At 71.2% G+C, this 24,247-nt stretch carries 22 protein-coding genes; 13 read left to right on the top strand and 9 right to left on the bottom strand.

Annotation, left to right across the window (positions count from 1 at the left end; genetic code table 11):
* Window positions 1–99 precede the first annotated feature (99 nt).
* Window positions 100–765 (bottom strand): hypothetical protein, encoded by a 666-nt coding sequence (locus ACLQ23_RS01385; RefSeq protein ID WP_355596919.1) that lies wholly within the window; start codon window positions 763–765, stop codon window positions 100–102.
* A 23-nt stretch (window positions 766–788) separates the two neighbouring features.
* On the opposite strand from ACLQ23_RS01385, the gene ACLQ23_RS01380 reads away from it, so the two are divergent.
* Window positions 789–1,313, top strand: coding sequence for an acyl-CoA thioesterase (locus ACLQ23_RS01380; RefSeq protein WP_053655263.1), 525 nt, complete (start codon window positions 789–791; stop codon window positions 1,311–1,313).
* 150 nt (window positions 1,314–1,463) lie between these two features.
* Window positions 1,464–3,434, top strand: coding sequence for an acetoacetate--CoA ligase (locus ACLQ23_RS01375; RefSeq protein WP_355596921.1), 1,971 nt, complete (start codon window positions 1,464–1,466; stop codon window positions 3,432–3,434).
* Window positions 3,435–4,073: 639 nt separating this feature from the next.
* Here the strand turns inward: ACLQ23_RS01375 and ACLQ23_RS01370 are convergent.
* Window positions 4,074–4,763, bottom strand: a complete 690-nt coding sequence (locus ACLQ23_RS01370; RefSeq protein WP_355631707.1) for a TIGR03089 family protein — start codon at window positions 4,761–4,763, stop codon at window positions 4,074–4,076.
* A 154-nt stretch (window positions 4,764–4,917) separates the two neighbouring features.
* On the opposite strand from ACLQ23_RS01370, the gene ACLQ23_RS01365 reads away from it, so the two are divergent.
* Together ACLQ23_RS01365 and ACLQ23_RS01360 are read left to right on the top strand one after the other, a co-directional pair.
* On the top strand, window positions 4,918–6,063 hold the full coding sequence (locus ACLQ23_RS01365) for a glycosyltransferase family 4 protein (RefSeq protein ID WP_355597277.1): 1,146 nt from the start codon (window positions 4,918–4,920) through the stop codon (window positions 6,061–6,063).
* Window positions 6,064–6,125: 62 nt separating this feature from the next.
* The gene (locus ACLQ23_RS01360) at window positions 6,126–7,217 is read left to right on the top strand and encodes a mannose-1-phosphate guanylyltransferase (protein WP_355597278.1); all 1,092 of its coding nucleotides are present in this window, start codon (window positions 6,126–6,128) and stop codon (window positions 7,215–7,217) included.
* Here the strand turns inward: ACLQ23_RS01360 and ACLQ23_RS01355 are convergent.
* Window positions 7,186–7,803, bottom strand: coding sequence for an NUDIX hydrolase (locus ACLQ23_RS01355; RefSeq protein ID WP_425734724.1), 618 nt, complete (start codon window positions 7,801–7,803; stop codon window positions 7,186–7,188). The two genes, ACLQ23_RS01360 and ACLQ23_RS01355, sit on opposite strands and share 32 nt — an antisense overlap.
* 331 nt (window positions 7,804–8,134) lie before the next feature.
* Here ACLQ23_RS01355 and ACLQ23_RS01350 point away from each other — a divergent pair, with 331 nt between their 5' ends.
* Window positions 8,135–9,124 carry an ArsR/SmtB family transcription factor gene (locus ACLQ23_RS01350; protein ID WP_355597280.1) on the top strand — a complete coding sequence of 330 codons (990 nt, stop codon included), beginning with the start codon at window positions 8,135–8,137 and terminating at the stop codon, window positions 9,122–9,124.
* A gap of 74 nt (window positions 9,125–9,198) precedes the next feature.
* Here the strand turns inward: ACLQ23_RS01350 and ACLQ23_RS01345 are convergent, their stop codons facing one another.
* Together ACLQ23_RS01345 and cofD are read right to left on the bottom strand one after the other, a co-directional pair.
* Window positions 9,199–10,287 carry a coenzyme F420-0:L-glutamate ligase gene (locus tag ACLQ23_RS01345; RefSeq protein WP_355597282.1) on the bottom strand — a complete coding sequence of 363 codons (1,089 nt, stop codon included), beginning with the start codon at window positions 10,285–10,287 and terminating at the stop codon, window positions 9,199–9,201.
* Window positions 10,284–11,231 (bottom strand): 2-phospho-L-lactate transferase, encoded by a 948-nt coding sequence (gene cofD / locus ACLQ23_RS01340; RefSeq protein ID WP_355597284.1) that lies wholly within the window; start codon window positions 11,229–11,231, stop codon window positions 10,284–10,286. Before cofD ends, ACLQ23_RS01345 begins: the two co-directional genes overlap by 4 nt.
* A 98-nt stretch (window positions 11,232–11,329) precedes the next feature.
* Between cofD and ACLQ23_RS01335 the strand changes: the two genes are divergently transcribed.
* The 6 genes from ACLQ23_RS01335 to ACLQ23_RS01310 all read left to right on the top strand — a co-directional run bounded on the left by ACLQ23_RS01335 (window position 11,330) and on the right by ACLQ23_RS01310 (window position 18,200).
* Window positions 11,330–12,544, top strand: a complete 1,215-nt coding sequence (locus ACLQ23_RS01335) for a hypothetical protein (RefSeq protein ID WP_355597286.1) — start codon at window positions 11,330–11,332, stop codon at window positions 12,542–12,544.
* A gap of 146 nt (window positions 12,545–12,690) precedes the next feature.
* The gene (locus tag ACLQ23_RS01330) at window positions 12,691–15,234 is read left to right on the top strand and encodes a bifunctional FO biosynthesis protein CofGH (RefSeq protein ID WP_355597288.1); all 2,544 of its coding nucleotides are present in this window, start codon (window positions 12,691–12,693) and stop codon (window positions 15,232–15,234) included.
* Window positions 15,235–15,395: 161 nt separating this feature from the next.
* Window positions 15,396–15,674, top strand: a complete 279-nt coding sequence (locus tag ACLQ23_RS01325; protein WP_234587743.1) for a hypothetical protein — start codon at window positions 15,396–15,398, stop codon at window positions 15,672–15,674.
* 55 nt (window positions 15,675–15,729) lie between these two features.
* A complete protein-coding gene (locus ACLQ23_RS01320) occupies window positions 15,730–17,124 on the top strand; it encodes a DUF4331 domain-containing protein (protein ID WP_425880246.1) in 1,395 nt (464 codons plus the stop codon).
* Between the two features lie 20 nt (window positions 17,125–17,144).
* Window positions 17,145–17,474: a phospholipase gene (locus tag ACLQ23_RS01315; RefSeq protein WP_355597292.1), complete on the top strand. Its 330-nt coding sequence runs from the start codon at window positions 17,145–17,147 to the stop codon at window positions 17,472–17,474.
* Window positions 17,475–17,942: 468 nt separating this feature from the next.
* Window positions 17,943–18,200 (top strand): WhiB family transcriptional regulator, encoded by a 258-nt coding sequence (locus ACLQ23_RS01310; protein ID WP_007455784.1) that lies wholly within the window; start codon window positions 17,943–17,945, stop codon window positions 18,198–18,200.
* A gap of 72 nt (window positions 18,201–18,272) precedes the next feature.
* On the opposite strand, the gene ACLQ23_RS01305 is transcribed toward ACLQ23_RS01310, so the two are convergent.
* Window positions 18,273–18,722 carry a metallopeptidase family protein gene (locus ACLQ23_RS01305; protein ID WP_007455785.1) on the bottom strand — a complete coding sequence of 150 codons (450 nt, stop codon included), beginning with the start codon at window positions 18,720–18,722 and terminating at the stop codon, window positions 18,273–18,275.
* A 153-nt stretch (window positions 18,723–18,875) separates the two neighbouring features.
* On the opposite strand from ACLQ23_RS01305, the gene ACLQ23_RS01300 reads away from it, so the two are divergent.
* Window positions 18,876–19,241, top strand: coding sequence for a DUF3499 domain-containing protein (locus ACLQ23_RS01300; RefSeq protein ID WP_053658603.1), 366 nt, complete (start codon window positions 18,876–18,878; stop codon window positions 19,239–19,241).
* A 5-nt stretch (window positions 19,242–19,246) separates the two neighbouring features.
* Here ACLQ23_RS01300 and ACLQ23_RS01295 read toward each other — a convergent pair whose 3' ends face one another.
* The 3 genes from ACLQ23_RS01295 to ACLQ23_RS01285 form a co-directional block, all read right to left on the bottom strand.
* The gene (locus tag ACLQ23_RS01295; RefSeq protein WP_355597294.1) at window positions 19,247–20,653 is read right to left on the bottom strand and encodes an NAD(P)/FAD-dependent oxidoreductase; all 1,407 of its coding nucleotides are present in this window, start codon (window positions 20,651–20,653) and stop codon (window positions 19,247–19,249) included.
* Complete coding sequence (locus tag ACLQ23_RS01290; protein ID WP_355597296.1) at window positions 20,638–21,984, bottom strand: aspartate aminotransferase family protein; 1,347 nt, start codon at window positions 21,982–21,984, stop codon at window positions 20,638–20,640. The genes ACLQ23_RS01295 and ACLQ23_RS01290 overlap by 16 nt, the downstream gene beginning before the upstream one ends.
* A gap of 400 nt (window positions 21,985–22,384) precedes the next feature.
* Window positions 22,385–22,897: an Lrp/AsnC family transcriptional regulator gene (locus ACLQ23_RS01285; protein WP_053658609.1), complete on the bottom strand. Its 513-nt coding sequence runs from the start codon at window positions 22,895–22,897 to the stop codon at window positions 22,385–22,387.
* A 162-nt stretch (window positions 22,898–23,059) separates the two neighbouring features.
* Here ACLQ23_RS01285 and ACLQ23_RS01280 point away from each other — a divergent pair, with 162 nt between their 5' ends.
* Window positions 23,060–24,244: an ABC transporter substrate-binding protein gene (locus tag ACLQ23_RS01280; protein ID WP_425734726.1), complete on the top strand. Its 1,185-nt coding sequence runs from the start codon at window positions 23,060–23,062 to the stop codon at window positions 24,242–24,244.
* The last annotated feature ends 3 nt before the right edge of the window (window positions 24,245–24,247 follow it).

Genomic DNA, 24,247 nt, shown 5'->3' with positions numbered 1-24,247 from the left:
GTCCACCGCCCACCCCCCGCCCGGCCGCGGGCGGGGGCCCGGCAGTGCGGCCCCCCCGGGGGGGGGGGGGGGGGGCGGGTTCCCGGCCCCCCCCGACGATCAGCGGATCTCGGTGGTGTCCTCGGGGCGCGGTTGGCCGCGCGGTGGGGCCGACCACGGCGACTCGCCGCCCACCCGGCGAGGCAGCGGCTCGGTCGGTGTCGGATCGGCCGGGTAACCCAGGGTCAACGGTGCGGTGTCGCGTTCCGAGGACTCAGACGTCGGCCAGTCGGTCATTGTGAAGTCGTCGCCGCGCGGGCCGTCCGCCGGTGCCGTCGCCGGTGCCGGCGTGGTCGTCGCCTGCGGCCAGGGCCGCCAGCGCTGCCCGCTGAACGTCGCCATCAGCAACAGCAGACCGATCAGGAAGAGTGTGCCGTTCTCCACCGGCAGCAGCAGCGGCAGCGGGTCACCGAAGACCTTCCACCCCTGCGGGACCGCGTCCCGCACCTCGAACGGCGCCACGAACATCCCGACGTACGGGGTGGCCAGCAGTAGCCCGGCGACCAGTGGGCCGGCCGGTGAGAAGCGCAGTGTGCCGAGCAGGCCCAGCAGGACACCGCCGACACCGAGGTACACGGCCGGCTCGATCAGGTTGGCGGTGTTGAAGGTGCCGATCTCCACCCAGCGGTCGACCGTCCGGCTCGACCCGTCCTGCCCGAGTGTGACAAGCACCCAGGTGATGGGCGCCACCACCAACCCGGCGAGGAAGCTCCAGAGATGTCGCATCCGCGCACCGTACCGTTTCCGACATGACCGAGCATCCCTCCGACGCTCCGACGGGCAAGCCGACCTCGTACTCGCGGGTCACCCTCAGCAAGATCATGACTGCCGTCGACGTGAACCTCCACGGCACCGTCCACGGCGGCGTCCTGATGAAGTTCGTCGACGACGTGGCCGGGGCAGCCGCCGCCCGGCACAGCGGCGGAACGGCGGTCACCGCGGCCATCGACGAGATCGTGTTCTCCGAGCCCGTCCGGGTCGGCGACCTTGTGCACGCGCACGCCCAGGTGAACTGGAGCGGGCTTACCTCGATGGAGGTCGGCGTGCGGGTGGTCGCCGAGCGCTGGGACTCCGCCGAGGACGCCCCGGTCCGGGTCGCCACCGCGTACCTGGTCTTCGTCGGGGTGGACGTCGGCGGCGCGCCGCGAACGGTACGCCCCGTTCTGCCGGAGACACCGGAGGACGAACGCCGGTACCGGGAGGCCGAGATCCGTCGCGCGCACCGCCTCGCCCGCCGCCGGGCCATCCAAGCCCATCGCGGAACCGACGGCTGAGCGGGCGCCCCCACATGCTTTGCAGCGCCGGTATGTGGTGTGGGCACGCGTCGATGGCCGGACCCGGTCCGCAGAATGGCGTTTCCGGGTAGGGCATGATGTCGCCACGGCACATTCGCGGTGTCGTGCGTGGTCAGGGGAGGTAGGGCAGTGAACGACATGCTCTGGACGCCACCGGCGGACGTACTCGATCGGTCCCGAATCGGCGGCTACCTACGCTGGCTGCGGGAGCACCGCGGGTTGGACTTCGCCGACTACGACGCGCTGTGGCAGTGGTCGGTCACCGACCTGGACGGGTTCTGGCGCTCGATCTGGGACCACTTCGAGGTCGTGGCGCACACCCCACCGACCGCGACCCTTGCCGGGCGGGCAATGCCCGGCGCCCGCTGGTTCCCCGGCGCCACGCTCAACTACGCCGAGAACGTGCTGCGGATGCCCGGGCGCGCCGACGACGACCCGGTTGTCATAGCGCACGGGCAGACCCGCCCGCCGGTCACCCTCACCGCCGCCGAGCTGCGCGAACAGGTCCGCCGGGTGTCCGCCGGGCTGCGTCGGCTCGGCGTCACCGCCGGTGACCGCGTGGCGGCGTACGCCCCGAACATCGGCGAGACGTACGTCCTGCTGCTCGCCACCGCCAGCCTCGGCGCGATCTTCTCCTCCTGTGCGCCCGAGTTCGGCACCCGCAGCGTCACCGACCGCTGGCAGCAGACCGAACCGTCAGTGCTCGTCGCAGTGGACGGCTACCGGTACGGCGACAAGGCGGTGGACCGGCGCGCCGAGGTCGCCGCCATCCGCGCAGCCCTGCCGTCGGTGCGCCACACCGTCGCCATCGCCTACCTGGACCCGGCCGGCGCCCCGCCGGAGGGCGCGCTGAGCTGGGACGAGTTGGCCGCGCCGACCGACGAGCCGTTGACCTTCACGCCGGTGCCCTTCGACCACCCGCTGTACGTGCTCTACTCCTCGGGCACCACCGGCCTGCCGAAACCGATCGTGCACGGCCACGGCGGCATCCTGCTGGAACACCTGAAGATGCTCGCCCTGCACCACGACCTGGGCCCGGCCGACCGGTTCTTCTGGTTCACCACCACCGGCTGGATGATGTGGAACTTCCTGGCCTCCGGCCCGGCCGTCGGCGCGACGATCGTGCTCTTCGACGGCAACCCGGGCCACCCCGACCTGGGCGGGCTGTGGCGGCTCGCAGCCGAGACCGGCACCACCTACTTCGGCACCTCGGCGCCGTTCCTGCTGGCCTGCCGCAAGGCCCAGCTGGTGCCCCGGGACATCGCCGACCTGTCCGCGCTGCGCGGCGTCGGCTCCACAGGTGCGCCGCTTCCCGCCGAAGGCTTCGAATGGGTGTACGAGACAGTCGGCGACCAGGTCCAGCTCCAGTCGCTGTCCGGCGGCACCGACGTGTGCACCGGCTTCGTCGGCGGGGTGCCACTACTACCGGTGTACGCCGGTGAGATCGCCTGCCGCGCGCTGGGCGCCAAGGTGGAGGCCCGCTCCGCCGACGGCACCCCGGTGATCGGTGAGCTGGGCGAGCTGGTGATCACCGAGCCGATGCCGAGCATGCCCGTGGGGTTCTGGAACGACCCGGACGGCAGCCGGTACGCCGAGGCGTACTTCGACGTCTACCCGGGCGTGTGGCGGCACGGCGACTGGATCACCATCAACTCCCGGGGCGGCTGCGTGATCACCGGCCGCTCCGACGCCACCCTCAACCGCGGCGGGGTACGGCTGGGCACCGCGGAGTTCTACACGGTGGTCGAAGGGCTCGCCGAGGTCGTCGACTCGGTCGTCGTGCACCTGGAGGACGACGAGGGCGGCGCCGGCGAGCTTCTGCTCTTCGTGGTGCTGGCCGACGGTCTGGAGTTGGACGACGCGCTGCGCAAGAAGATCTGCCGTGAACTGCGTACCGCCCTTTCGCCCCGGCACGTCCCCGACGAGATCCACCAGGTACGCGCGGTACCCCGTACCCTCTCGGCCAAGAAGCTGGAGGTTCCGGTCAAGAAGATCCTCACCGGAATCCCTGTCGACCGCGCTGCGGCCAAGGGGGCGTTGGCCAACCCCGAGTCCCTGAACGCCTTCGCAACCTTCGCCCAGTCCCGCACCTCAGCCTAAGAACCCTCGCCCGGCCAGCGTCCGCGTACCGGCCAGCGCCGTCCTGGTCGAAGGGGCCGCGTCTGGCGCCGTTACCGGTCAGCGCCGTTACCGGCTGGCGCCGTTGCCTGCCGACACCGTTACCGGCTGGCGCCCCGACCCGGCCGGCATGCGTGCGCGGCTGGCGGCCCTGACGGCTGGAGTGCCCGTCCTCCCGGGCTGGAGCCTGCCCGTCCTCCCGGGCTGGCTCCCGTCCTCCCGGGCTGGCTCCCGGCTGGCGCCTCTGCCCGGCTAGCCCAACCGGACGACGCCTCTCCCCGGCTGGCACTCCTGCCTGGCCGGCGATCGTCCCCGGCTGGCGCCTGTGCCCCGCTGCGCCTCCGCCCGCTGGCGTCGATCATGGAGTTGTGGTGCCGCGCAAAAGGTGCCAATCATCGCCATCCGCCCACCACAACTCCATGATCGACCCCGAGCCGACCCCGAACCTCGACGATCTTGCACTTACTGCCGCGACTTAACGGGCATTTCGTGCAACTCGGCGACCGAAACTGCAAGATCGCGGGAGCGGGAGCGGGAGCGGGAGCGGGGGCGGGAGCGGGAGCGGGCCGGGCCAGGGCTGGGGCGGGGCGGGGCGGGGCGGGGCGGGGCGGAGTGGGGTTGTTACGGGAGGGTTTGGGTGACCTTTTCTGTGGACTGGCGGGCCGGGAGGCGCGTCTCGTCCAGGTTGGCGCAGAGGACCACCGTCGCCGCCCGGGTGAGTGGGGCCAGCAGCCAGTCGACCGGATCGGTGTACCGGTCGGCGTCGATCAGGACCCGGGCGCCGGGCGCGATGCCCAGTTCCGTGGCGCGGGCCTCCGCGCGGCTCAGCAGGTGCGCGTCGCCGGGGCCGGGGCCGGGCTGTGGGCCGAAGTGGTCGCCGTGGGCGCGTACCTCGACGACGTAGTCGGCGAACCCGGGCGGCAGTTGTCGCAGTGGCGCGGCGAGCGGGGACAGCCCGAGGGCGTACCGCTCGTCGGCCGGCCAGGACTGCGCCTCGTCGATCCGGTCGGCGGCGGCGAACAGGACGTCCACCGCGCCCGGCGTGTCGGCGATGGTCAGTTTGGCCGACCAGCAGCCCAGCAGCACTGCGGCGGTCTGCCAGTGCGGCGGCAGCAGTACGCCGACCGGAGTGCCCGGGGCGAGGCCGACCTCGTCGACGAGGAGGTTGGCGGTCTTTGCCACCCAGTTCGCCAGGGTGGCGCCGGAAAGTTCGGTGCGGTCGCCGCTGGAATCGTCGTACCAGGTCAGCAGCGGTCGGGTCGGGTCGGTCGCGATCGCGTCGGCGAAAACCCGGGCAATATTGTCGGCCATCGGCGCGAACGATACGCCTCTGCGGGCCGTACTCGAAGACGATGACAAGTCGGCGTACGGTCGGGTCGCAGTCAGCGTCCGCCCTCCACTCCGGCGTAGGCTTGAGCCCCGGAGTGTTTTTCCCCACAGACGCACCAGTACAAGGAGTCGCCCCGTGACCGCCGGTCGCCCGCCCCGCGTGCTCATCGACGCCACGAGTGTCCCCGCCGACCGTGGTGGTGTCGGTCGATACGTCGACGGTCTGCTCGGCGCTCTCGGAAAGGTGTGCGGGTCGGGGGTGGAACTGGCCGTCGTGAGTCTCCGCACCGACCTGGAGCGCTACACCCGGATGCTGCCCGGCGCGGAGATCATTCCCGCTCCGGCTGCGGTGGCGCACCGCCCGGCGCGGCTCGCGTGGGAGCAGACCGGCCTGCCGTTGCTCGCCCAGCAGGTGGGCGCGCACGTGCTGCACTCGCCGTTCTACACCTGCCCGCTGCGGGCGGGGTGCCCGGTCACGGTCACCGTGCACGATGCGACGTTCTTCACCGAGCCGGAGCATTACGACAAGTCCCGCCGGACGTTCTTCCGCAGCGCCATCAAGACCTCCCTGCGCCGCGCCGACCGGGTGATCGTGCCCAGCAAGGCCACCCGGGACGAGCTGATCCGGCTGCTCGACGCCGACCCGACCCGAATCGACGTGGCCTACCACGGGGTCGACCACTCCGCCTTCCACGCGCCGAGCGAGGAGGAGAAGGCCCGTGTGCGTGCCCGGCTGGGGTTGGGCAACAGCAGCTATGTGGCCTTCCTCGGTGCCAAGGAGCCGCGCAAGAACGTACCCAATCTGATCCGTGGTTGGGCCCGGGCGGTGGCCGACCGGGAGGACCCGCCGGCCCTGGTGATCGCCGGTGGGCAGGGGCACGACGACGACATCGACCGGGCGGTGGCCGAGGTCCCGTCGCACCTGCGGCTGCTGCGTCCCGGTTACCTTCGGTACGCCGACCTGCCCGGCTTCCTCGGTGGCGCGCTGATCGCCGCCTACCCCTCGTACGGTGAGGGTTTCGGGTTGCCGATCCTGGAGGCGATGGCGTGCGCCGCCCCGGTGCTGACCACGCCCCGCCTCTCGCTGCCCGAGGTGGGTGGCGACGCGGTCGCGTACACCTCTGAGGACCCGGAGCAGATCGGTACGGACCTGGCCGCCCTGCTGGACGACGAGCAGCGGCGGCTGACGCTGGCGAAGGCCGGGTTCGACAGGGCCAAGGAGTTCACCTGGGAGTCCAGCGCCGAGGTGCACATCGCCGCCTGGAGTCGCGCCCGTTCGTGAGCATCCCGGTGCCCGGGGTGACCCGTGCCACTTCGTACAGGTTCGTCGGGCATGATGTGCGGATGCTTTATGCGGTCATTCCGGCAGGTGGCAGCGGCACGAGGTTGTGGCCGTTGTCCCGCGCTGGCCACCCCAAATTCCTCCATCCGCTGACCGGCACCAGCGCGTCGCTGCTCCAGGCCACCGTGGAGCGGCTCGCGCCGCTGACCACACCGGACCGGACCCTCGTGGTCACCGGTGCCGCGCACGTCGCGGCGGTGGCCCGACAGTTGACCGGGCTGCCCGAGGAGAACATCCTGGTCGAGCCGTCACCTCGGGACTCCTGCGCCGCGATCGCGCTGGCCGCGGCGGTGATCGCGCATCGGGACCCGGCCGCGGTGATGGGCAGCTTCGCCGCCGACCACCTGATCGGCGCCCCGGAGAGCTGGGTGCGGACGGTCCAGGAGGCGGTCCGCGGGGCCGAGCAGGGCCTGCTGATGACGGTCGGGATCACCCCGACGCGGCCGGAGACCGGCTACGGCTACCTGGAGACCGGCGACGCGACCGAGGGCGTGCCGTGGCGGCCGGTGGCGGAGTTCAAGGAGAAGCCGGCCGCCGAGGTCGCCGAGGCGTACGTCCGTTCGGGCCGGCACCTGTGGAACGCGAGCATGTTCGTCTGGCGGGTGGACGTGTTCCTCGCCGAACTGGCCCGCCAGCAGCCGGCCCTACACGCCGGCGTCACAGCGATCGCGGCCGCCTGGGGCACCCCCGAGCAGGACGACGTCCTCGGCACTGTGTGGCCGACGCTGCCGAAGATCTCCGTCGACTACGCGGTGATGGAGGGCGCGGCCACTGCGGGCCGGGTGGCGACTGTGCCGGGTGACTTCGGCTGGAACGACGTCGGCGACTTCCACACCCTGGGCGAGGTGCTGCCTGCCGACGGCGCGGGCAACGTGGTGCTCGGCAGCGACGCCAAGCCGGGTGTGCTGCTGCGGGACAGCAGCAACCTGGTGGTCGTGCCGCAGTCCGGGCGGCTGGTGGCCGTCCTCGGGTTGAGCGACCTGATCGTGGTCGACACCCCCGACGCGGTGCTGGTCTGCCCGCGCGACCAGGCCCAGGGCGTCAAGGCCCTGGTCGACGAGCTCAAGGAGCGGGGCGAAGAGGGCTACGTCTGAGTGCGGCGAGGGCCGGCGCGACCATTTGCACGGTCCCGCCGGCCAGCGGCTCGGGCAGCCGGTCCGGTGCGAACCAGCCGAGTTCCTCGGCCTCGTCGCTCACCTGCTCGACCGCCCCGGGCGGGGCGAGCACCGCGAACCGTACGTCGTGATGCAGGGAGCCGCCCTGGCAGCCCACCGGGTGGATGTCCACGTCGATCGGCACGGGGTCGATGCGTAGCCCGGTGATCCCGGATTCCTCGGTGGCCTCGCGGAGCGCGGCACCGGCCAGGGTCAGGTCGGCGGGCTCGCAGTGCCCGCCGAGCTGCACCCACCACCCAAGCTTGGTGTGCAGGCACAGCAGCACCCGCGAACCGGTGGCGTCCAGCACCAGCGCGCTCGCGGTGACGTGACCGGGTAGGTGCTGTCGGCTCATCGCGGCCGGCCCGTCGGCGAGCAGCGCGAGCGTCCGGTCCCGGGCCGTGGCCGCGCCCGGGCGGGTCGGCTGCCAGCCCTCGAGCAGCGCGGTGGCGTCGGCGTGCAGCGCCGCGTACGTCTCGGGGTCGATTGGTTGGGCCTGAGGGCCGGCGATAGTCGTGTCGGGCACCTCGACACTGTACGAGCGCGTGCGCCGTCACGTCATGACGGAAAGCGTCGGATTTGGTCGCCTCGGCCGCCGGTGATGCGCCGACGGATGACCGGACGGCACCTCTGCGGAGCAAGGGCCGCAGACCCTCGTGGTGCCGCCCGATCATCGGGCTGCCCGGCTCAACGCGCCGGCAGGCGTGCCGGTGTGTGCTCGGGCATCTGGAAGCATGCCTAACTGGCCCCGGAGTCGTCGAGGTCTTTCAGTTCAGACTTAAAAACGGAGATAACTGCCGGCCAGGTAGAGTCGAGCGGTCACCCGGCATCCCTCTGCTGGCGACACGGGAGTTCCCATGCTGAAGATCTACTTCTCTGGCGAGGACATCCTCCGGACCCGGGTGGCGCCGACAGCGGACCCGGTCTGGGAGTTGGTTCTCAGCCTGCACGTGTTGCGGGGCCGCACCCGTGATCCGCTGACCTCGACCTGGCGGCGTGCCGTTGCCCGCGATCTGCGCCAGGATGCCGCTTCCGATCAACTCCGGCTGCTGTTCGCACTGAACCCGCCGCGCGGCTACTTCCCGGACTTCCTCACCCCGTACGCCAGCCGCGACGGCTTCGAGGCCGGGCTGGACGCGGTCCGCAGCACCCCGGCGCAGCTGTTGCAGCGGGACCTGAACCTGCTGGCCGCCGAGACTCCGCTGCCCTCCTCGGCTGCCGCCCTGGGCCGGGGCGACGCCGAGGCGCTGCGACACCTGGCCGATTCGATGGAGCAGTACCGGTCGTTGGCGATCAGCCCGTACTGGGGCCGGATCCAGGCCGCGGTGGCGGCGGACCGCACCCGCCGGACGCGAGCCCTGCTCGACGGGGGCATGGAAGGGCTGTTGACAAGCCTTCGGCCGGCCATGCGCTGGGAGGACGGGGTGCTGGAGGTGCGCGACTACCCGCACAGCCGGGAACTGCACCTCGGCGGCCGGGGCCTGCTGCTGGTGCCGTCGTTCTTCTGCGCGAGCACGCCTGTCGCCCTGCTCGATCCGGAGCTGCCGCCGGTCCTTGTCTATCCGGTGGACCGCCTGGGCGCGCTGGCCTCGATCAACGGCACCGCGCCGGGGGCCACCAGCGAGTCGCTTGCGGCGTTGCTCGGCCGGACCAGGGCCGCCGTGTTGCAGGCCAGCGGCGACGGCTGCACCACCGGCGAGGTGGCCCGCCGGCTCGACATCTCAGCGGCGGCCGCCAGCCAGCACGCCACAGTGCTGCGCAACGCCGGCCTGCTTGTCAGTCACCGCGACCGCAACACAGTGCTGCACACGCTGACCCCACTCGGCCGCGCCGTCCTGGACGCCTGACCCCGCCCGGAGGCCCGACCCGCGAGGCCACGCGGCCGGCCGAACCGTGACGGCTGCGGACGGACAGGCCCGACCTATAGGGCGAGTGTGGCGCTGGCTGGGCTGCCGGCGGGCGGGGGCAGCAGCGTCGACCCGATGCCCTCGGCGGCCAGGGCGACGCGCAGCCGGTGCAGGTCTGCGCCGAACCGGACCAGGTCGACCGGCTCGACAGGGGTCGGTGCAGTGCCAAGCACCAGGGCGGTGGCGTCATCCGGCCAGTCGGGGACGGTGGCGATCAGACCGGCGCGCGACTCCGTCTCGTCGATCAGCGTGAAGGCCGTACCGGGGGCGATCACCTCGGCGACCGCCTCGATCGCCCGTCGCACCGCAGCGGGCTCGGGCGGCGTCGGGCTCAGCGAGTCGACAAGGGCGGCGGCGTCGGCCAGCCCGGCGGCGCGGGCCTCGGCGGTGCCGAGCGAGAAGAGATCCTGCGCGGCGTCGCGGACCAGCGCCTTCGCCCCGACGGAGTCGGCGTCGTCGGCGGCGGACAGGTAGCCCCGCACCACCGCCACCGGCACCTGGTCGCACTTGCCCTTGATGAGTTCACCGGCGCCGGCCAACTCGTCCACCACTGCCATCTGCGTCAGTTGCAGCTCGTTGCCGTACGGGTCGATCTCGCCCCGGTGGTCACGGATCGCCGGCATCCCGGCCACCCCGAGCGCGACGTCGGTCAGTCCGTTGCGCCACGGCCGGCCCATCGTGTCGCTGATGATCACTGCGACGTCCAGGTCGTACCGCTGCTGCAACGCCGCCCGCAGCTCGCGGGCCGACGCGTCCGGGTCCACCGGCAGCAGCACCAGTTGGGTCTTGTCCACGTTCGACGCGTCGATCCCGGCGGACGCCATCACGAAGCCGTGGTGGGTCTGCACGATGCGGGTCGCCCCCCGGCTGGCCACCACCCGCGCGGTCTCTCCGGCAAGCACCTCGTCGCGCGCGGTGAGCCGCTCGGGGCCGTCGGCGGGGACGTCGACAAGCCGTCCCTCCGCCTTGGAGACGATCTTGCTGGTGACCACCAGTACGTCGCCGTCGCGCAGCCAGGGCGCGGCGGTGGCGATCAGCGCCGCCAGGTCGTCGCCCTCGGTCACGTGGCCGATGCCCAGCACCGGCAGGATTTCCAGCCTCATGTCAACTCCACCGCGGCGCGGACCATCGCCGCCGTCGCCGCCTCGTCGGTCATCCGCAGCGGCAGGGCGCGGACCGTCGCCTCCGGCACCAGGGCGCCCGCGTCCTCCTCGGCCACCAGCCAGCCGTCCAGCAGCCCACCGGCCGGCCGACCCCCGTAGAGCCGGCCCACCCCGGCCGCACTGCACTCGACGCCAAGCACGTCGAGACAACGGTCGGCCATCCCGCGTACCGGAGCCCCACCGATGATCGGCGAAACACCCACCACCGGCGCCGGGCCGTCCACCACCGCCTCACGCATCCCCGGTACGGCCAGCACCGGCGCGACGCTCACCACCGGGTTGCTCGGCGCGATCAGCACCAGGTCGGCCGACCCGATCGCCTCCAGCACACCGGGCGCGGGCTTCGCCGTTTCCGCGCCGACGAAGACGAAGCGGTGGGTGAGGATGTCTGCCCGGTACCGCACCCACCACTCCTGGAAGTGGATCGCCCGTTGGCCGTCGCCGTCACTGACGACGGCGTGGGTCTCCAGCCGGTCGTCGGTGGCCGGCAGCAGGCGTACGCCGGGCTGCCAGCGGGTCGCCAACGCTTCGGTGACCGCGCTCAGCGGGTAGCCGCCGTTGAGCATCGTGGTGCGTACCAGGTGGGTGGCGATGTCCTTGTCGCCGAGGCCGAACCAGGTCGGTTCCGCCCCGTACGCCGCCAACTCCTCCTTGACCGTCCAGCTCTCGCCGACCCGGCCCCAGCCCCGCTCGGGGTCGGCCCCGCCGCCGAGGGTGTACATGACGCTGTCCAGGTCGGGACAGACCTTCAACCCGTGCAGCCACAGATCGTCGCCGACGTTCACCACGGCGGTCACGTCGGCGCCGACCTCGCGGGCGTACGCCCGGACGCCGAGCAGGAACCGAGCGCCGCCGATGCCGCCGGCCAGAACCACGATGCGCATGCCGACCATCCTCGCGTACGCGACGCCTCCACTCCGCCGATGCCCGGGGAGACTAGGCTCACGTGCGCCCTGTCCGATTACGCCCCGAGGGGGAGTTCGTGACCAGCCCTGCCGAGCCCGCGTCCACCGACGCGGCCCAGGCCCGCCAGCAGACCAAGCCACTACGCGAGCTGGGTGCGCTCGCCTTGCTCGGCGCCAACGCCGTGTTCCTCTTCGTGGGTCTGATCCGGCTCTTCACTCCGAACGACTACGTCGACCTCACCGACCGTGCCGGCGGTGCCTTCTTCACGTTCATCGGCGTGGAGGCCGTGGTCCTGCCGCTGCTGGCAGTGGTGTTGGCCACCCACATCTCGCCGATCGTGCCGAAGGCGAAGCTGATCACGCAGGTGGCCCTTGTCGAGTACGCGCTCAGCGTGCTGTTCGGCACCCTCACCATGTTGATCTGGACGGTGGGTCGGCTCGCCGAAGCGGAGATCCTCGACGCGCTGCTCGGCGTGTTGAGCCGGTTCTCCTGGCTGGTCATCTTCGGTGTCGCCGCCTGGGTGGTCTTCACCATCTGGCGCAAGCTCTTCTACGTGCCCAAGCCGAAGTCCCAGCCGGGTGTCTACGGGCAGCCGCAGCCGGGCTGGCCGCAGCAGCAGGGCGGTTGGCCGGCCCAGGGTCAGCAGGGCGGCCAGCCCCAGGGCGGCTGGCCGGCTCCGGGTCAGCAGGGAGGCCAGCAGCAGGATGGTTGGCCGGCTCCGGGTCAGCCTGGCGGTCAGCCGCAGGGCGGTTGGCCGGGTCAGCAGGGTGGTCAGCAGCAGGATGGTTGGCCGGCTCCGGGTCAGCCTGGCGGCCAGCCGCAGGCGCAGTTCCCGGGCCAGTACGGCCAGTCCGCGCCGGCCTTCCAGTCGGCTCCGCAGTCGGCGCCGCCGTTCCCGCAGTCTGCGCCGCCGGCCCCTCAGTCGGCCCCGCCGTTCCCGCAGTCCGGGCCGCCGTTCCCGACCGCACCGCAGTCCGCGCCGCCGGTGAACGCCGCCCCGCAGTCGGCGCCGCCGGCCCCGCAGTCGGCGCCTCCCGCGCCGCCGTTCGGGCAGCCGCCGTCGGCCGACCCGACCCAGGCGATCCCGCGCCAGTCCGCCGACCCGACCCAGGCGATGTCCCGCCAGTCGGCCGATGAGACCGAGCCGATCTCCCACCAGTCGGCCGACCCGACCCAGGCGATCTCGCGTGAGTCCGCCGACCCGACCGAGGCGATCTCGCGCCCGGCCGACGGGGACACCGACCGCACCCAGTATCTCAACCCGGGCGAGCACCCCACCCAACCCCGCTGAGCCACCCACCGCCGGCCCCCACCCGGTCGATCATGAAGTTGTTGCCCTGACGCATCGAGATCGAGGGCGGCTTCGTCATGATCAAAGGGCTGGGGCCGGTGGGGGCGGGACCGGGGGCGGCGCAATGCAGCGCCTAGGCTGGGCGGATGGTTGATCGCACCCACTCCGGCCCGAGCGAGGCGAGCGTCCGACGGGCCCTGGGCCGGGCCGCGACCGGGCGGTCGCTTGACGTCGATGAGGCGACAGCGCTGCTGTCGGCCCGTGGTGACGCGCTTGACGAGCTGCTGCGCACCGCAGGTGGGATCCGCGACGCCGGGCTGCGTGAGGCTGGCCGGCCGGGTGTCGTCACGTACTCGAAGAAGGTCTTCATTCCGCTGACCCGGCTCTGCCGGGACCGCTGCCACTACTGCACGTTCGCCACCGTGCCGCACCGGCTGCCGGCGCCGTTCCTGGACCGCGACGAGGTGCTGGCCATCGCCCGGGAGGGCGCGGCACTGGGCTGCAAGGAGGCCCTGTTCACCCTCGGTGACCGGCCGGAGGAGCGTTGGCCGGCGGCGCGGAGCTGGCTGGACGAGCGCGGCTACGACTCCACCCTCGACTACCTGCGGGCGTGCGCGGTGGCGGTGCTCGAGGAGACCGGCCTGCTGCCGCACCTCAACCCGGGGGTGCTGTCCTGGTCGGAGCTGCAACGGCTCAAGCCGGTCGCGCCGAGCATGGGCATGATGTTGGAGACCACGGCGACCCGGCTCTGGTCCGAGCCGGGCGGCCCGCACTACGGCTCGCCCGACAAGGAGCCGGCGGTCCGGCTGCGGGTGCTCGACGACGCCGGCCGCGTCGGGGTGCCGTTCACCACCGGCATCCTCATCGGCATCGGCGAGACCCCGGCCGAGCGGGTGGACGCGCTGTTCGCGATCCGCCGCGCGCACCGGGAGTACGGCCACCTCCAGGAGGTGATCGTGCAGAACTTCCGCGCCAAGCCGGACACGGCGATGCGGGGCATGCCCGACGCGGAGCTGCACGACCTCGCCGCCACTGTGGCGGTGGCCCGGCTTCTGCTCGGCCCGAAGGCCCGCATCCAGGCACCGCCGAACCTCATCGCAGGGGAGTACGCCCTGCTGCTGCGGGCCGGCATCGACGACTGGGGTGGTGTGTCCCCGCTCACCCCGGACCACGTCAACCCGGAGCGTCCCTGGCCGCAGATCGAGGAGCTGGCCCGGCACACCGAGCTGGCCGGGTTCACGCTGCGGGAGCGGCTGACCATCTACCCCGAGTACGTCCGCGCCGGTGACCCGTGGCTTGACCCACGGCTGCTGCCGCACGTCGGCGCCCTGGCCGACCCGACGTCGGGTCTGGCCGTCGAGTCGGCCATCCCGCAGGGGCGTGCGTGGCAGGAGCCGGAGGAGATGTTCGGCGGGCGTACCGACCTGCACGCCACGATCGACACCACGGGCCGGACCGAGGATCGGCGGGGTGACTTCGACAGCGTCTACGGCGACTGGGCCGAGGTGGCCGGCAAGGTCACCCCGGAGGCTGCGGCGCGGCGTGCGGACGTACCGCCGGTGACGGCCGGGAGCGGCGCGGACCGCGACTTGCGGGCTGGGCTGCGGCTCGCCGCCGACGACCCGGCCGCTCTGTTGGATCCCGCGCACACCGATGCCGCGCTGGCGCTGTTCGGGGCGGACGGGCCGGCGTTGGACGAGTTGTGCCGGCTCGCCGACGACGTGCGCCGCGACACGGTCGGCGACGACGTCACCTACGTGGTCAACCGCAACATCAACTTCAGCAACGTCTGCTACGTGGGCTGCCGCTTCTGTGCCTTCGCCCAGCGGGAGCGTGACGCCGACGCGTACCGGCTCTCCGTCGAGCAGGTCGCCGACCGGGCCGAGGAGGCGTGGGCGGCCGGCGCCAGCGAGGTGTGCCTCCAGGGTGGCATCGACCCGAAGATGCCGGTCACCGGGTACGCCGACATCGTGCGGGCGGTAAAGGCGCGGGTGCCGGGCATGCACGTGCACGCGTTCTCCCCCATGGAGATCGTCACCGCCGCCGCCAAGGCCGGCGTGCCGGTCCGCGAGTGGCTGACCCAACTACGCGAGGCGGGCCTGGACACCATTCCGGGCACCGCCGCGGAGATCCTCGACGACGACGTGCGCTGGGTGTTGACAAAGGGCAAACTCCCGGCCGCCGCCTGGGTCGATGTGGTCAGCACCGCCCACGAGCTTGGCATCCGGTCCAGCTCCACGATGATGTACGGCCACGTCGACCATCCCGGGCAGTGGCTGGCGCACTTCCGGGTGCTGGCCGGGGTGCAGGACCGTACCGGCGGGTTCACCGAGTTCGTGGCGTTGCCGTTCGTGCACACGAACGCCCCGATCTATCTGGCCGGCATCGCCCGTCCCGGGCCGACGTGGCGGGAGAACCGGGTCGTGCACGCGATGTCCCGGCTGCTGCTGCACGGCCGGATCGACAACATCCAATGCTCCTGGGTGAAGCTCGGCGACGAGGGCACTGTGGCAATGCTCCAGGGTGGCTGCAACGACCTGGGCGGCACGTTGATGGAGGAGACCATCTCCCGGATGGCGGGCTCCGACAACGGCTCGGCGCGTACCGAGGAGCAGTTGCGGGCCATCGCCACGGCGGCCGGACGACCGGCGCGCAAGCGTACGACCGCGTACGGTCACCTTCGCCGCTGAGGTCGAACCTTTTCCCGTCGCCGGCCGTACCAAGCGATGCCGGTGGCGGTCGCGGCGAGGACCGCCGCCGGTGTCCCCCAGGGCCCGGCGGCGTCGGTCGGCGGCACCGGACCCGTCCGTCCCCCGCGGGCGCGTTCGCGCCGCAGCCGGAAAGGTTGCCCATGACCAGTGATCAGCGGAAGCGGCAGTGGCCGCGACTGACCCGCAGGCAGACGTTGACCGCCGCGGCCAGCGCCACCCTCGGCGCGGCCGCGCTCACCGTGCCGGGTCTGTCGGCCGCGCAGAACGCGCCAGGTGCGGCGGGTCGGGCCGACGAGCCGATCGTCGTGCACCTGCGCGACGCCGCCTCCGGAACGATGGACGTCTTCGTCGGTGAATCCCGGATCGAGGTGCGCGACCGCGGCCTGGCGGACCGGCTGCGTCGCGCTGCCCGGCGCTGACCCTCGACGTCTCGCCCTCCCGCCCCTGCTTCCCGCCCAGTGAGGTTGGTCCGCCATGTCTTCCCACCGCGAGGCCCCGGAAATAGCCAAGGATCCGGTCGCCGATAGCTCCGACCTTTACGCGTTCGTCAGCCCCGACAAACCTGACACTGTCACGCTGATCGCCAACTACGTGCCGTTGCAGTTCCCGTCGGGAGGGCCGAACTTCTTCGAGTTCGGCGACGACGTGCGGTACGAGATCCATATCGACAACGACGGTGACGGCCGTCCGGACATCACCTACCGGTTCGAATTCACCACCGAGATCACCAATCCGAACAGTTTTCTCTACAACACCGGTCCGATCGACTCGCTGGACAGCAAGAACTGGAACCGGCGGCAGTTCTACAGCCTGACCCGGGTGGTCGACGGCCGGGAGCACCGGCTCGCCCACAAGCTGCCCTGCCCGCCGTGCAATGTCGGCCCGCTGTCCACTCCGAAGTACGCCGATCTGGTCCGGCAGGCCACCTACACGCTGTCCACGGGGGAGCGGGTGTTCGCCGGCCAGCGGGCGGACGGCTTCTTCGTCGACCTGGGAGCGATCTTCGACCTCGGCACGCTGCGGCCGTTCCAGCAGCTGCACGTGGCGGGCAAGAGGATCTTCAAGGCCGAGGGGGAGCCGGTAAACGCCACCGACCGGATGAACGTGCACAGCATCGCCGTGCAGGTGCCGCTGAAGCAGGTGCGGCGGCGGGCCAACAGGTACGGCGCGGCCGACGCCGCCTCGGTGATCGGGGTGTGGACCTCGGCGTCGCGCCGGCAGGTCCGGGTGCTCGGTGACAGGGTGGCCGCGGACACGTCGACGGGCCCGTTCACCCAGGTCTCGCGGCTGGGTAATCCGCTGTTCAACGAGGTCGTCGTCCCGATGTCCAAGAAGGACCTGTGGAACACGCTGCCACCCTCGGAGGACAAGCGGTTCGCGCAGTTCGTCGAGCAGCCGGAGTTGGCCGCACTGCTGCCGGCGCTCTACCCGGACGTCTTTCCCAACCTGGACAAGCTCACAAAGGCCAAGAAGGCGCGGGCGGACCTGGTGGCGATCCTGCTCACCGGTGTGCCGGCGGGCCTGATCGACGGCTTCACCAACGCCACAGGCGACGTGCGGGCCGACATGTTGCGGCTCAACACAGCGATCCCGCCCACTCGGCGTCCGGACCGGTTCGGGGTGCTCGGCGGCGATCTGGCCGGCTATCCGAACGGGCGCCGGGTCGGCGACGACGTGGTCAGCATCGCGCTGCGGGCGATCGCCGGTGTGACGGTTCCGCTCGTCGACAAGACGTTCCGTCCGGATGCGGCGGCCGCGGCGGTGACGCCCGGGTTGAGCGCGGCCGACGTGACGGCGCCGTTCCTCGCGAACTTCCCCTACCTGGGTACGCCGTACGACGGGTTCAACAACCCGCCGGCGTCGGCCTGACCGGCGCGGGGGAGCGGCTGATGCACGAGCACGCGTACGGGCCCTCGGAGATCGGGAGTGTCGTCCTCGATCTGGGCGGCGACACCGGTGCCCTGATCGTCTACACCGGCCGGGATCTGCACGGCCGGGAGATCGAGATCAGCCGGGACGGCGAACGGCGGGTCCACTCGGCGGTGCGGGAACGCCGGGTGCGCGACGGGTCGTTCCACAGTGCGGTCTATCCCGATCTGCCCGCCGGGATTTATACCGTCTGGTGGGACGGCGACACTTCCGTCGGCACCGTTTCTGTCCACGGTGGAGGGATAGCGGAATTCGTCTGGCCCAGCAGCGGTTTTCGGCCTGCCGGCTGACCGTACCCCACCGTTTTCCGATCACGCCCCGTCCACATCGTGGACGGGGCGTGATCGCTGTCGACGGCTTGACGGGCAGTCCGCGCCGTGCCGCGTTAACCTGTCCCCCACCAAGATCAGCTTCGTGGAGAGGGGTCGGCGGCCATGGTCGATGTCGCGGTGACAGTCCTTCGTCGGCGGTGCGCCACGGCAGAAAAGTCGGGCAACTCGCCGGAGAGGGCGTTACTCGGCCGGGGTCTGAATCGATAGGGCAGGTTGCGAGGCCGGGCGGTCCTGGTGGCCGGCCGGGGCTGTCGGGAGGGCGACTCCATTATCAAGTTTGGCTTGACGGCGCACGCATTACACGCGTGTAATTTGAATGGGGTTGTTCGCACGGAACGCAACAAAACCGGACCGGACGGACAAGCACGCCTTTCGCGTGGGGGGTTGCAGCGGCGATGACGCCGGTGCGCGACAAGGAGGCATTTGATGGACGGCCAGCTAGAGGTGGCCGACCTGCTCGGAAACGCGCCGGAGTGGCAGGAGCGGGCCCTGTGCTCGCAGACCGACCCCGAAGCGTTCTTTCCCGAGAAGGGCGGCTCGACCCGGGAGGCGAAGCGGATCTGCTCGCGCTGCGAGGTCAAGACTGAATGCCTCGAATACGCCCTGGGCCACGACGAGCGTTTCGGCATCTGGGGTGGGCTATCGGAGCGGGAGCGGCGCAAGTTGAAGCGGCGAGCCGCTTGAGCGGTGTGGGTCGGGGCGGTGGGGGCCGCCCGACTCAGCCGCCGTACGGCAGGTCAACCCGGCCGGGGCCGCTCAGGCCAACTCGTCGGGGTCGACACCGAGCAGGTTGGCGACCTGTTCGATGATCACGTCATGGACGAGGTCCGCGAGATCCTCGCGGTCCATCGCCCGGAACTCCAACGGTCGCCGGTACAACACGATCCGTGGTGGTACCTCCTGGCGACCGGGACGGCCCGGCAGGAGCCGGGCCAGCGGCACCTCGCCGTCCTCCAGCACGTCGGAGTCGTAGACGTTCAGATCCGGCGGGACGTCCTCGACCGCGAACTCGACGCCGGCCAGCTCCTTGGCGAACCGCCGCTCCAACGTCTCGACGGTGTCCAGGACCAGGTCGTCGAAGACCTCGGCCTTGGTGCGGGCCAGCGGGACCGTCGCCGGCACCAGACGCCCGCGCAGGCCACGCCCGTGCCGGTCGCGGTGCGCTCGCCGGCCGGGGCCGGGGCGGCGGTGTTCCGGGCTCGTCATGAGGCAAAGGGTAGCCCCCGCTCGGGGCCGGTCAGCGGCAGCGCCGCTCCCGTGGCGCGGCGCGGCGCGAGGCCCTGAATTGTGATCACCACGACGGGCGTGTCGCAACGCGAAGCGATGCGCCGGACCCGGTAATGGGGATACCCTGCCGCCGTGAGGTCACCACGGCGCTGCTCCCGTAACGGCTGCCCCCGGCAAGCGGTCGCCACATTGACCTATGTCTACAACGAGTCGACGGCGGTCGTGGGCCCGTTGGCGGCGTTCGCCGAGCCGCACACGTACGACCTGTGCGAGCCGCACGCCCGCAGCCTGACCGCGCCGCGAGGCTGGGACGTGGTCCGGCACGAGGGAGAGTTCGAGCCGCCCCCGCCCACCACCGACGACCTGGTCGCGCTGGCCGAGGCGGTCCGCGAGGCCGCCCGCCCGGCTCCCCGCCCCCCGGAGCCCGACCAGCACCACGAGAACCCCCACCAGACCGGCCGCCGAGGCCACCTCCGGGTGATCCCGCCCAACCACTGACCCGGTCAGTGCCCCAGGAGTCGGGAGAACGCGGCGGCCCGGCGCGACGGTCGCCCGTTGCGGGCTTCGGCCTCGTCGGCGCCGGTCATGATCCGTAGGCCGGCGTTCACCGCCAGCCAGCGCAGTGGCTCCGGTTCCCAGCGGGGCGAGCGGTGGTTGACCCAGGGCAGTGTGGTCAGCTCGGTGCGCTGGCCACGGATCAGGTCGGCAAGCGTGCGGCCGGCGAGGTTGCTGGAGCCGACCCCGTCCCCGACGTAGCCGCCCGCCCAGGCCAGCCCGCTGGCCCTGTCGAAACCGACCGAGGCGGCCCAGTCCCGGGCCACGCCCAGCGGGCCACCCCAGGTGTGTGTCACCGGCACGTCCGGGCCGAGCACCGGGAAGAGCCTCCCGAGGGTACGTCGCAGCGCGGCGAAGACCCGTGGCTCCCGGTCGTAGCCGGGCCGGACCCGGGACCCGAAGTGGTACGGCGCACCGCGTCCGCCGAAGGCCAGCCGCCCGTCGGCGGTGCGCTGGCCGTAGATGATCATGTGCCCGAGGTCGGTGAACGTCTCCCGCCGGGCCAGCCCGATCCGTGCCCACGTCTCGTCGGTGAGCGGCTCGGTGGCCACCATCAGCGAGTACACAGGCGCCACGGTGCGCCGCTGACCGGGCAACGTGGACGTGTACGCCTCGGTGGCCCGGACCACCACCGGCGCCCGCACCGTTCCGGACGCCGTCACCGCCGAGCCGGCCCGGATCGCGACGACAGGGGTGCCCTCGTGGATGGTCACCCCGAGCCGCTCCACAGCGCGGGCGAGACCCCGGACCAGCTTCGCCGGGTGCACTGCCGCGCAGTGCGGGGTGTACGTCCCACCGCGTACCCCCTCGGCGGCGCAGCGGGCGGCGGCCTCCTCGGCGTCGAGGACCCTCAGGTGCTCCGGGCCGAAGCCGAACGCGCGGGCCTCGCCCACGGCGGCCCGCGCCCGGGCGAACTGCGGACCGGTGCGGGCCAGTGTGACAGTGCCCCCGTCGGCCCAGTCGCAGTCGATGCCCTCCGCCGTGACCACCTGGTCGACCTCGCGCACCGTCCCGTGCAGCGCCCGCTGCATGGCGACGGCGGCGTCCCGGCCGTGTCGACGGGCCAGCCCGGTCAGCGACGTGGGGAACAGCGCGGAGCACCAGCCGCCGTTGCGGCCGGACGCGCCGTACCCGGCGATCTCCTTCTCCAGCACCGTGACACGCAGCGCAGGGTCCGCGCGGGCCAGGTGGTACGCCGTCCACAGCCCGGTGTAGCCGGCGCCCACGATCACCACGTCGGCGTCGGTGTCACCTGCCAGCGCGGGCCGTGGGGCCAGCGGCCCGTCCAACGTGGACAGCCAGTACGACAGGCCCCGGTAGCCCTCGGCGGGGTCGCCGTTCAGAGCCGCGTCCATGCCTCGGTGAGCACCGCGCGCAGGATCTGCTCGATCTCGTCGAAGTGCCGCTGGTCGGCGATCAGCGGCGGCGCGAGCTGGATGACGGGGTCACCCCGGTCGTCGGCCCGGCAGTAGAGGCCCGCCTGGAACAACGCTGTGGAAAGGAAGCCGCGCAGCAGCCGCTCCGACTCGGCCTCGTCGAAGGTCTCCCGCGACGTTTTGTCCTTGACCAACTCGATGCCGTAGAAGTAGCCGTCGCCCCGGACGTCGCCGACGATCGGCAGGTCGTACAGCTTCTCCAGGGTGGCCCGGAAGGAGCCCTCGTTGGCCCGTACGTGGCCGATGAGGTCCTCGCGGGCGAAGACCTCAAGGTTGGCCAGGGCCACCGCGCAGGAGACCGGGTGGCCGCCGAACGTCACCCCGTGGGCGAACATTCCGGTCTCGGTGAGGAACGGCTCCATCAGCCGGTCGCTGGCGATCATCGCGCCGAGCGGGGCGTATCCGGAGGTGATGCCCTTGGCGGTGGTGATGATGTCCGGCTGGAAGCCGTAGCGCACCGCGCCGAAGTATTCGCCCAGCCGGCCCCAGGAGCAGATCACCTCGTCGGAGACGAGAAGCACGTCGTACGCGTCGCAGATCTCCCGGACCCGCTCGAAGTAGCCGGGGGGCGGTGGGAAGCAGCCGCCGGAGTTCTGCACCGGCTCCAGGAAGACCGCGGCGACAGTGTCCGGCCCTTCCCGCTCGATGGCCCGGCCGATCTCGTCGGCGGCCCAGCGGCCGAACGCCTCGGGATCGTCGCCGTGCTCGGGCGCCCGGTAGAAGTTGGTGTTCGGCACCTTGATCCCGCCGGGCACCAGCGGCTCGAAGTCGCTCTTGATGCCGGGCAGGCCGGTGATCGACAGGGCGCCCATCGAGGTGCCGTGGTACGCGATGTACCGGCTGACCACCTTGTACTTGTTGGGCCTGCCGGTGCGCTTGAAGTAGGCACGGGCCAGTTTCCACGCCGCCTCCACCGCCTCCGAACCGCCGGTGGTGAAGAAGACCCGGTTCAGGTCGCCGGGGGTGAGCGAGGCGATCTTCTCGGCCAGCTCGACGGCCTTCGGGTGGGCGTACGACCAGAGCGGGAAGTAGGCGAGCTCGCCGGCCTGCTTGGCGGCGGCCTCGGCCAGCTCCGTGCGACCGTGGCCGGCGTTGACGACGAAGAGCCCGGCGAGCCCGTCGAGGTAGCGGCGGCCCTGCGCGTCCCACACGTACGCGCCCTCGCCGCGCACGATTGTCGGCACCTCACCGGCGGAGTAGCTCGCCATCCTGGTGAAGTGCATCCAGAGGTGGTCGGTGGCGTTGGCCATGTCAGCCCCATCGGTCGTCGGGCCGGTCGACGAGGTGAGACCGGCCGCTCTGACCACGGTTATCGCACAGCCGAGCCCGGAATGGCAAGTGCGATCAGTAGCGTGGAGGCTCAATGGCGACGGATTCGGCGAGAAAGAGACCTGGGAACGACGGAATCCGCACCGAGTGTCAGCCCTGCCCGTCGTCGCCCGCTCAATGCCCGGCGGTCGCCCGCTGACCCCTGTTCGGCATCCTTTGCTCTGCTTCAACGGACGCACCAGCGCGCGTCCGGTATTCGGACACGGGGTGTTGCGCCGGTTGAAGCAGAGCAAAGGACGTGAGCGGTGCCTACCCGGTCCGGGTCAGGTCGGCGCTGTCGAATGGATCAGCCGCGGATCGAGCAAAGGGGCGGCGTGGGCTTCAGGCCGTACCCCAGGTGTAGGTCTGCTTGCGGAGCTTGAGGTAGACGAACGCCTCGGTGGAGACCACGCCGGGCACGGCACGTAGCCGTTGCAGGATCTCCAGGAGGTGGTCGTCGTTGCGGCAGACCACCTCGGTGAGCAGGTCGAACGAGCCGGCGGTGATGACCACGTAGTCGACCTCGTCGAGTTCGGCGAGCCGGTCGGCCACGGACTCCAAGTCGCCGTCGGTACGCAGGCCGATCATTGCCTGGCGGGGGAAGCCCAGTTGGAGGGGGTCGGTCACGGCGACGATCTGCATGACGCCGGAGTCGAGGAGCCGTTGCACCCGCTGGCGGACCGCCGCCTCGGAGAGTCCTACCGCCTTGCCGATCGTGGCGTACGGCCGGCGGCCGTCCTCCTGGAGCTGTTCGATGATCTGCTTGGCCACATCGTCAAGCAGAGCGTGATTGGCGCCGTCACGCACAGCGACGCGTCGGCCGCCGCTGCCGTTTTCGTGCTGCCGGTTCGTCATCGTGCGCTCCCCATGTCCCGAATCGTGATGTCGCGCGTGTATCACCGCGCAGTCTGGCGTATTTCGTCGTGCATCGCTATTCCCACAACGGAATCCCTTGTAAGAGAGGTTTCCTCATGCCAGGATCAGTCGTCCATGGCACTGACCCCCCTAGGAGTCGTCATGCGTACCCCCTTTCGGCCCCTCTCCCGGCGTGGACTGCTCACCGGCACTCTCGGTTCCGCCGCTCTGCTGGCCGCGGGCGGCAGCCTCGCAGGCTGCGGCACCAAGGGTGCGCAGCAGACCGAGGCCGGCTGCGTCAGCGAGGACCTGTCCGGCACCGAGAAGAAGCTTGCCTTCTCCAACTGGCCGCAGTACATGGACGTCGACGAAGCTGACGAGTCCAAGAGGCCCAGCCTGGACGGGTTCATCGCGAAGAGCGGAATCCAGGTCACCTACACCGAGGACATCAACGACAACAACGAGTTCTTCGGCAAGGTCCAGAATCAGCTAGCCGCCTGCCAGAGCACCGACCGGGACATCATCGTCCTGACCGACTGGATGGCGGCGCGGATGATCCGGCTCGGCTGGATCCAGAAGCTCGACCCGGCGAAGATCCCGAATGTCCAGGCAAACCTGTTGCCGTCGCTTGTCAGCCGCTCCTTCGACGCCGAGAACCGGATCGCCATCCCGTGGCAGTCCGGCCTCGCCGGGTTGGCGTACAACGGCAGCGTCACGAAGGAGCTGCGGACCGTCGACGAGCTGCTGACCCGGCCCGACCTCAAGGGCAAGGTGACGGCGCTCAGCGAGATGCGCGACACCATGGGCCTGCTGCTCGGCGCGGGCGGCCACGATCCGTCGAACTTCACGAGCGCCCAGTTCGACGACGCGCTCAACAAGCTCAAGAAGGCAGTCGACTCCGGACAGATCCGCAAGTTCACCGGCAACGACTACGCACCCGACCTGGCCAAGGGCGACATCGCTGCGTGCATCGGTTGGTCCGGCGACGTCATCCAGCTCGCCGGTGACAACCCGAAGGTGCAGTTCGTCGCCCCCGACTCCGGCGCGATGCTGTTCAGCGACAACATGATGGTTCCCAACAAGGCCACCCACAAGGGCAACGCCGAGGCCCTGATCAACTACTACTACGAGCCGGCCGTCGCCGCGAAGCTCGCCGCGTACGTCAACTACATCTGCCCGGTCAAGGGCGCCCAGGCCGAGATGGAGAAGATCGACCCCGAGCTCGCCGCCAACCCGCTGATCTTCCCCGACGAGGCGCTGCTGTCGAAGTCCAAGGTGTTCATGACCCTGGACGAGAAGCAGGAGAAAGAGTACGAAGGCAAGTTCCAGCAGGTCATCGGGGCGTGACGG

It is taken from the genome of Micromonospora sp. DT41 (assembly GCF_049841715.1).
Taxonomy (GTDB): Bacteria; Actinomycetota; Actinomycetes; order Mycobacteriales; family Micromonosporaceae; genus Micromonospora; species Micromonospora profundi.
The sequence above is the reverse complement of the archived record's forward strand: the minus strand, read 5'-3'. Positions and strand labels throughout refer to the sequence as shown.

What these genes read in the sequence shown, in the direction of transcription:
- ACLQ23_RS01385 (WP_355596919.1), bottom strand. Translation starts at nt 765, where the DNA reads ATGCGACATCTCTGGAGCTTCCTCGCCGGGTTGGTGGTGGCGCCCATC.
- ACLQ23_RS01380 (WP_053655263.1), top strand. Translation starts at nt 789, where the DNA reads ATGACCGAGCATCCCTCCGACGCTCCGACGGGCAAGCCGACCTCGTAC.
- ACLQ23_RS01370 (WP_355631707.1), bottom strand. Translation starts at nt 4,763, where the DNA reads ATGGCCGACAATATTGCCCGGGTTTTCGCCGACGCGATCGCGACCGAC.
- ACLQ23_RS01360 (WP_355597278.1), top strand. Translation starts at nt 6,126, where the DNA reads ATGCTTTATGCGGTCATTCCGGCAGGTGGCAGCGGCACGAGGTTGTGG.
- ACLQ23_RS01350 (WP_355597280.1), top strand. Translation starts at nt 8,135, where the DNA reads ATGCTGAAGATCTACTTCTCTGGCGAGGACATCCTCCGGACCCGGGTG.
- ACLQ23_RS01345 (WP_355597282.1), bottom strand. Translation starts at nt 10,287, where the DNA reads ATGAGGCTGGAAATCCTGCCGGTGCTGGGCATCGGCCACGTGACCGAG.
- cofD (WP_355597284.1), bottom strand. Translation starts at nt 11,231, where the DNA reads ATGCGCATCGTGGTTCTGGCCGGCGGCATCGGCGGCGCTCGGTTCCTG.
- ACLQ23_RS01330 (WP_355597288.1), top strand. Translation starts at nt 12,691, where the DNA reads ATGGTTGATCGCACCCACTCCGGCCCGAGCGAGGCGAGCGTCCGACGG.
- ACLQ23_RS01325 (WP_234587743.1), top strand. Translation starts at nt 15,396, where the DNA reads ATGACCAGTGATCAGCGGAAGCGGCAGTGGCCGCGACTGACCCGCAGG.
- ACLQ23_RS01320 (WP_425880246.1), top strand. Translation starts at nt 15,730, where the DNA reads ATGTCTTCCCACCGCGAGGCCCCGGAAATAGCCAAGGATCCGGTCGCC.
- ACLQ23_RS01315 (WP_355597292.1), top strand. Translation starts at nt 17,145, where the DNA reads ATGCACGAGCACGCGTACGGGCCCTCGGAGATCGGGAGTGTCGTCCTC.
- ACLQ23_RS01310 (WP_007455784.1), top strand. Translation starts at nt 17,943, where the DNA reads ATGGACGGCCAGCTAGAGGTGGCCGACCTGCTCGGAAACGCGCCGGAG.
- ACLQ23_RS01305 (WP_007455785.1), bottom strand. Translation starts at nt 18,722, where the DNA reads ATGACGAGCCCGGAACACCGCCGCCCCGGCCCCGGCCGGCGAGCGCAC.
- ACLQ23_RS01295 (WP_355597294.1), bottom strand. Translation starts at nt 20,653, where the DNA reads ATGGACGCGGCTCTGAACGGCGACCCCGCCGAGGGCTACCGGGGCCTG.
- ACLQ23_RS01290 (WP_355597296.1), bottom strand. Translation starts at nt 21,984, where the DNA reads ATGGCCAACGCCACCGACCACCTCTGGATGCACTTCACCAGGATGGCG.
- ACLQ23_RS01285 (WP_053658609.1), bottom strand. Translation starts at nt 22,897, where the DNA reads ATGACGAACCGGCAGCACGAAAACGGCAGCGGCGGCCGACGCGTCGCT.
- ACLQ23_RS01280 (WP_425734726.1), top strand. Translation starts at nt 23,060, where the DNA reads ATGCGTACCCCCTTTCGGCCCCTCTCCCGGCGTGGACTGCTCACCGGC.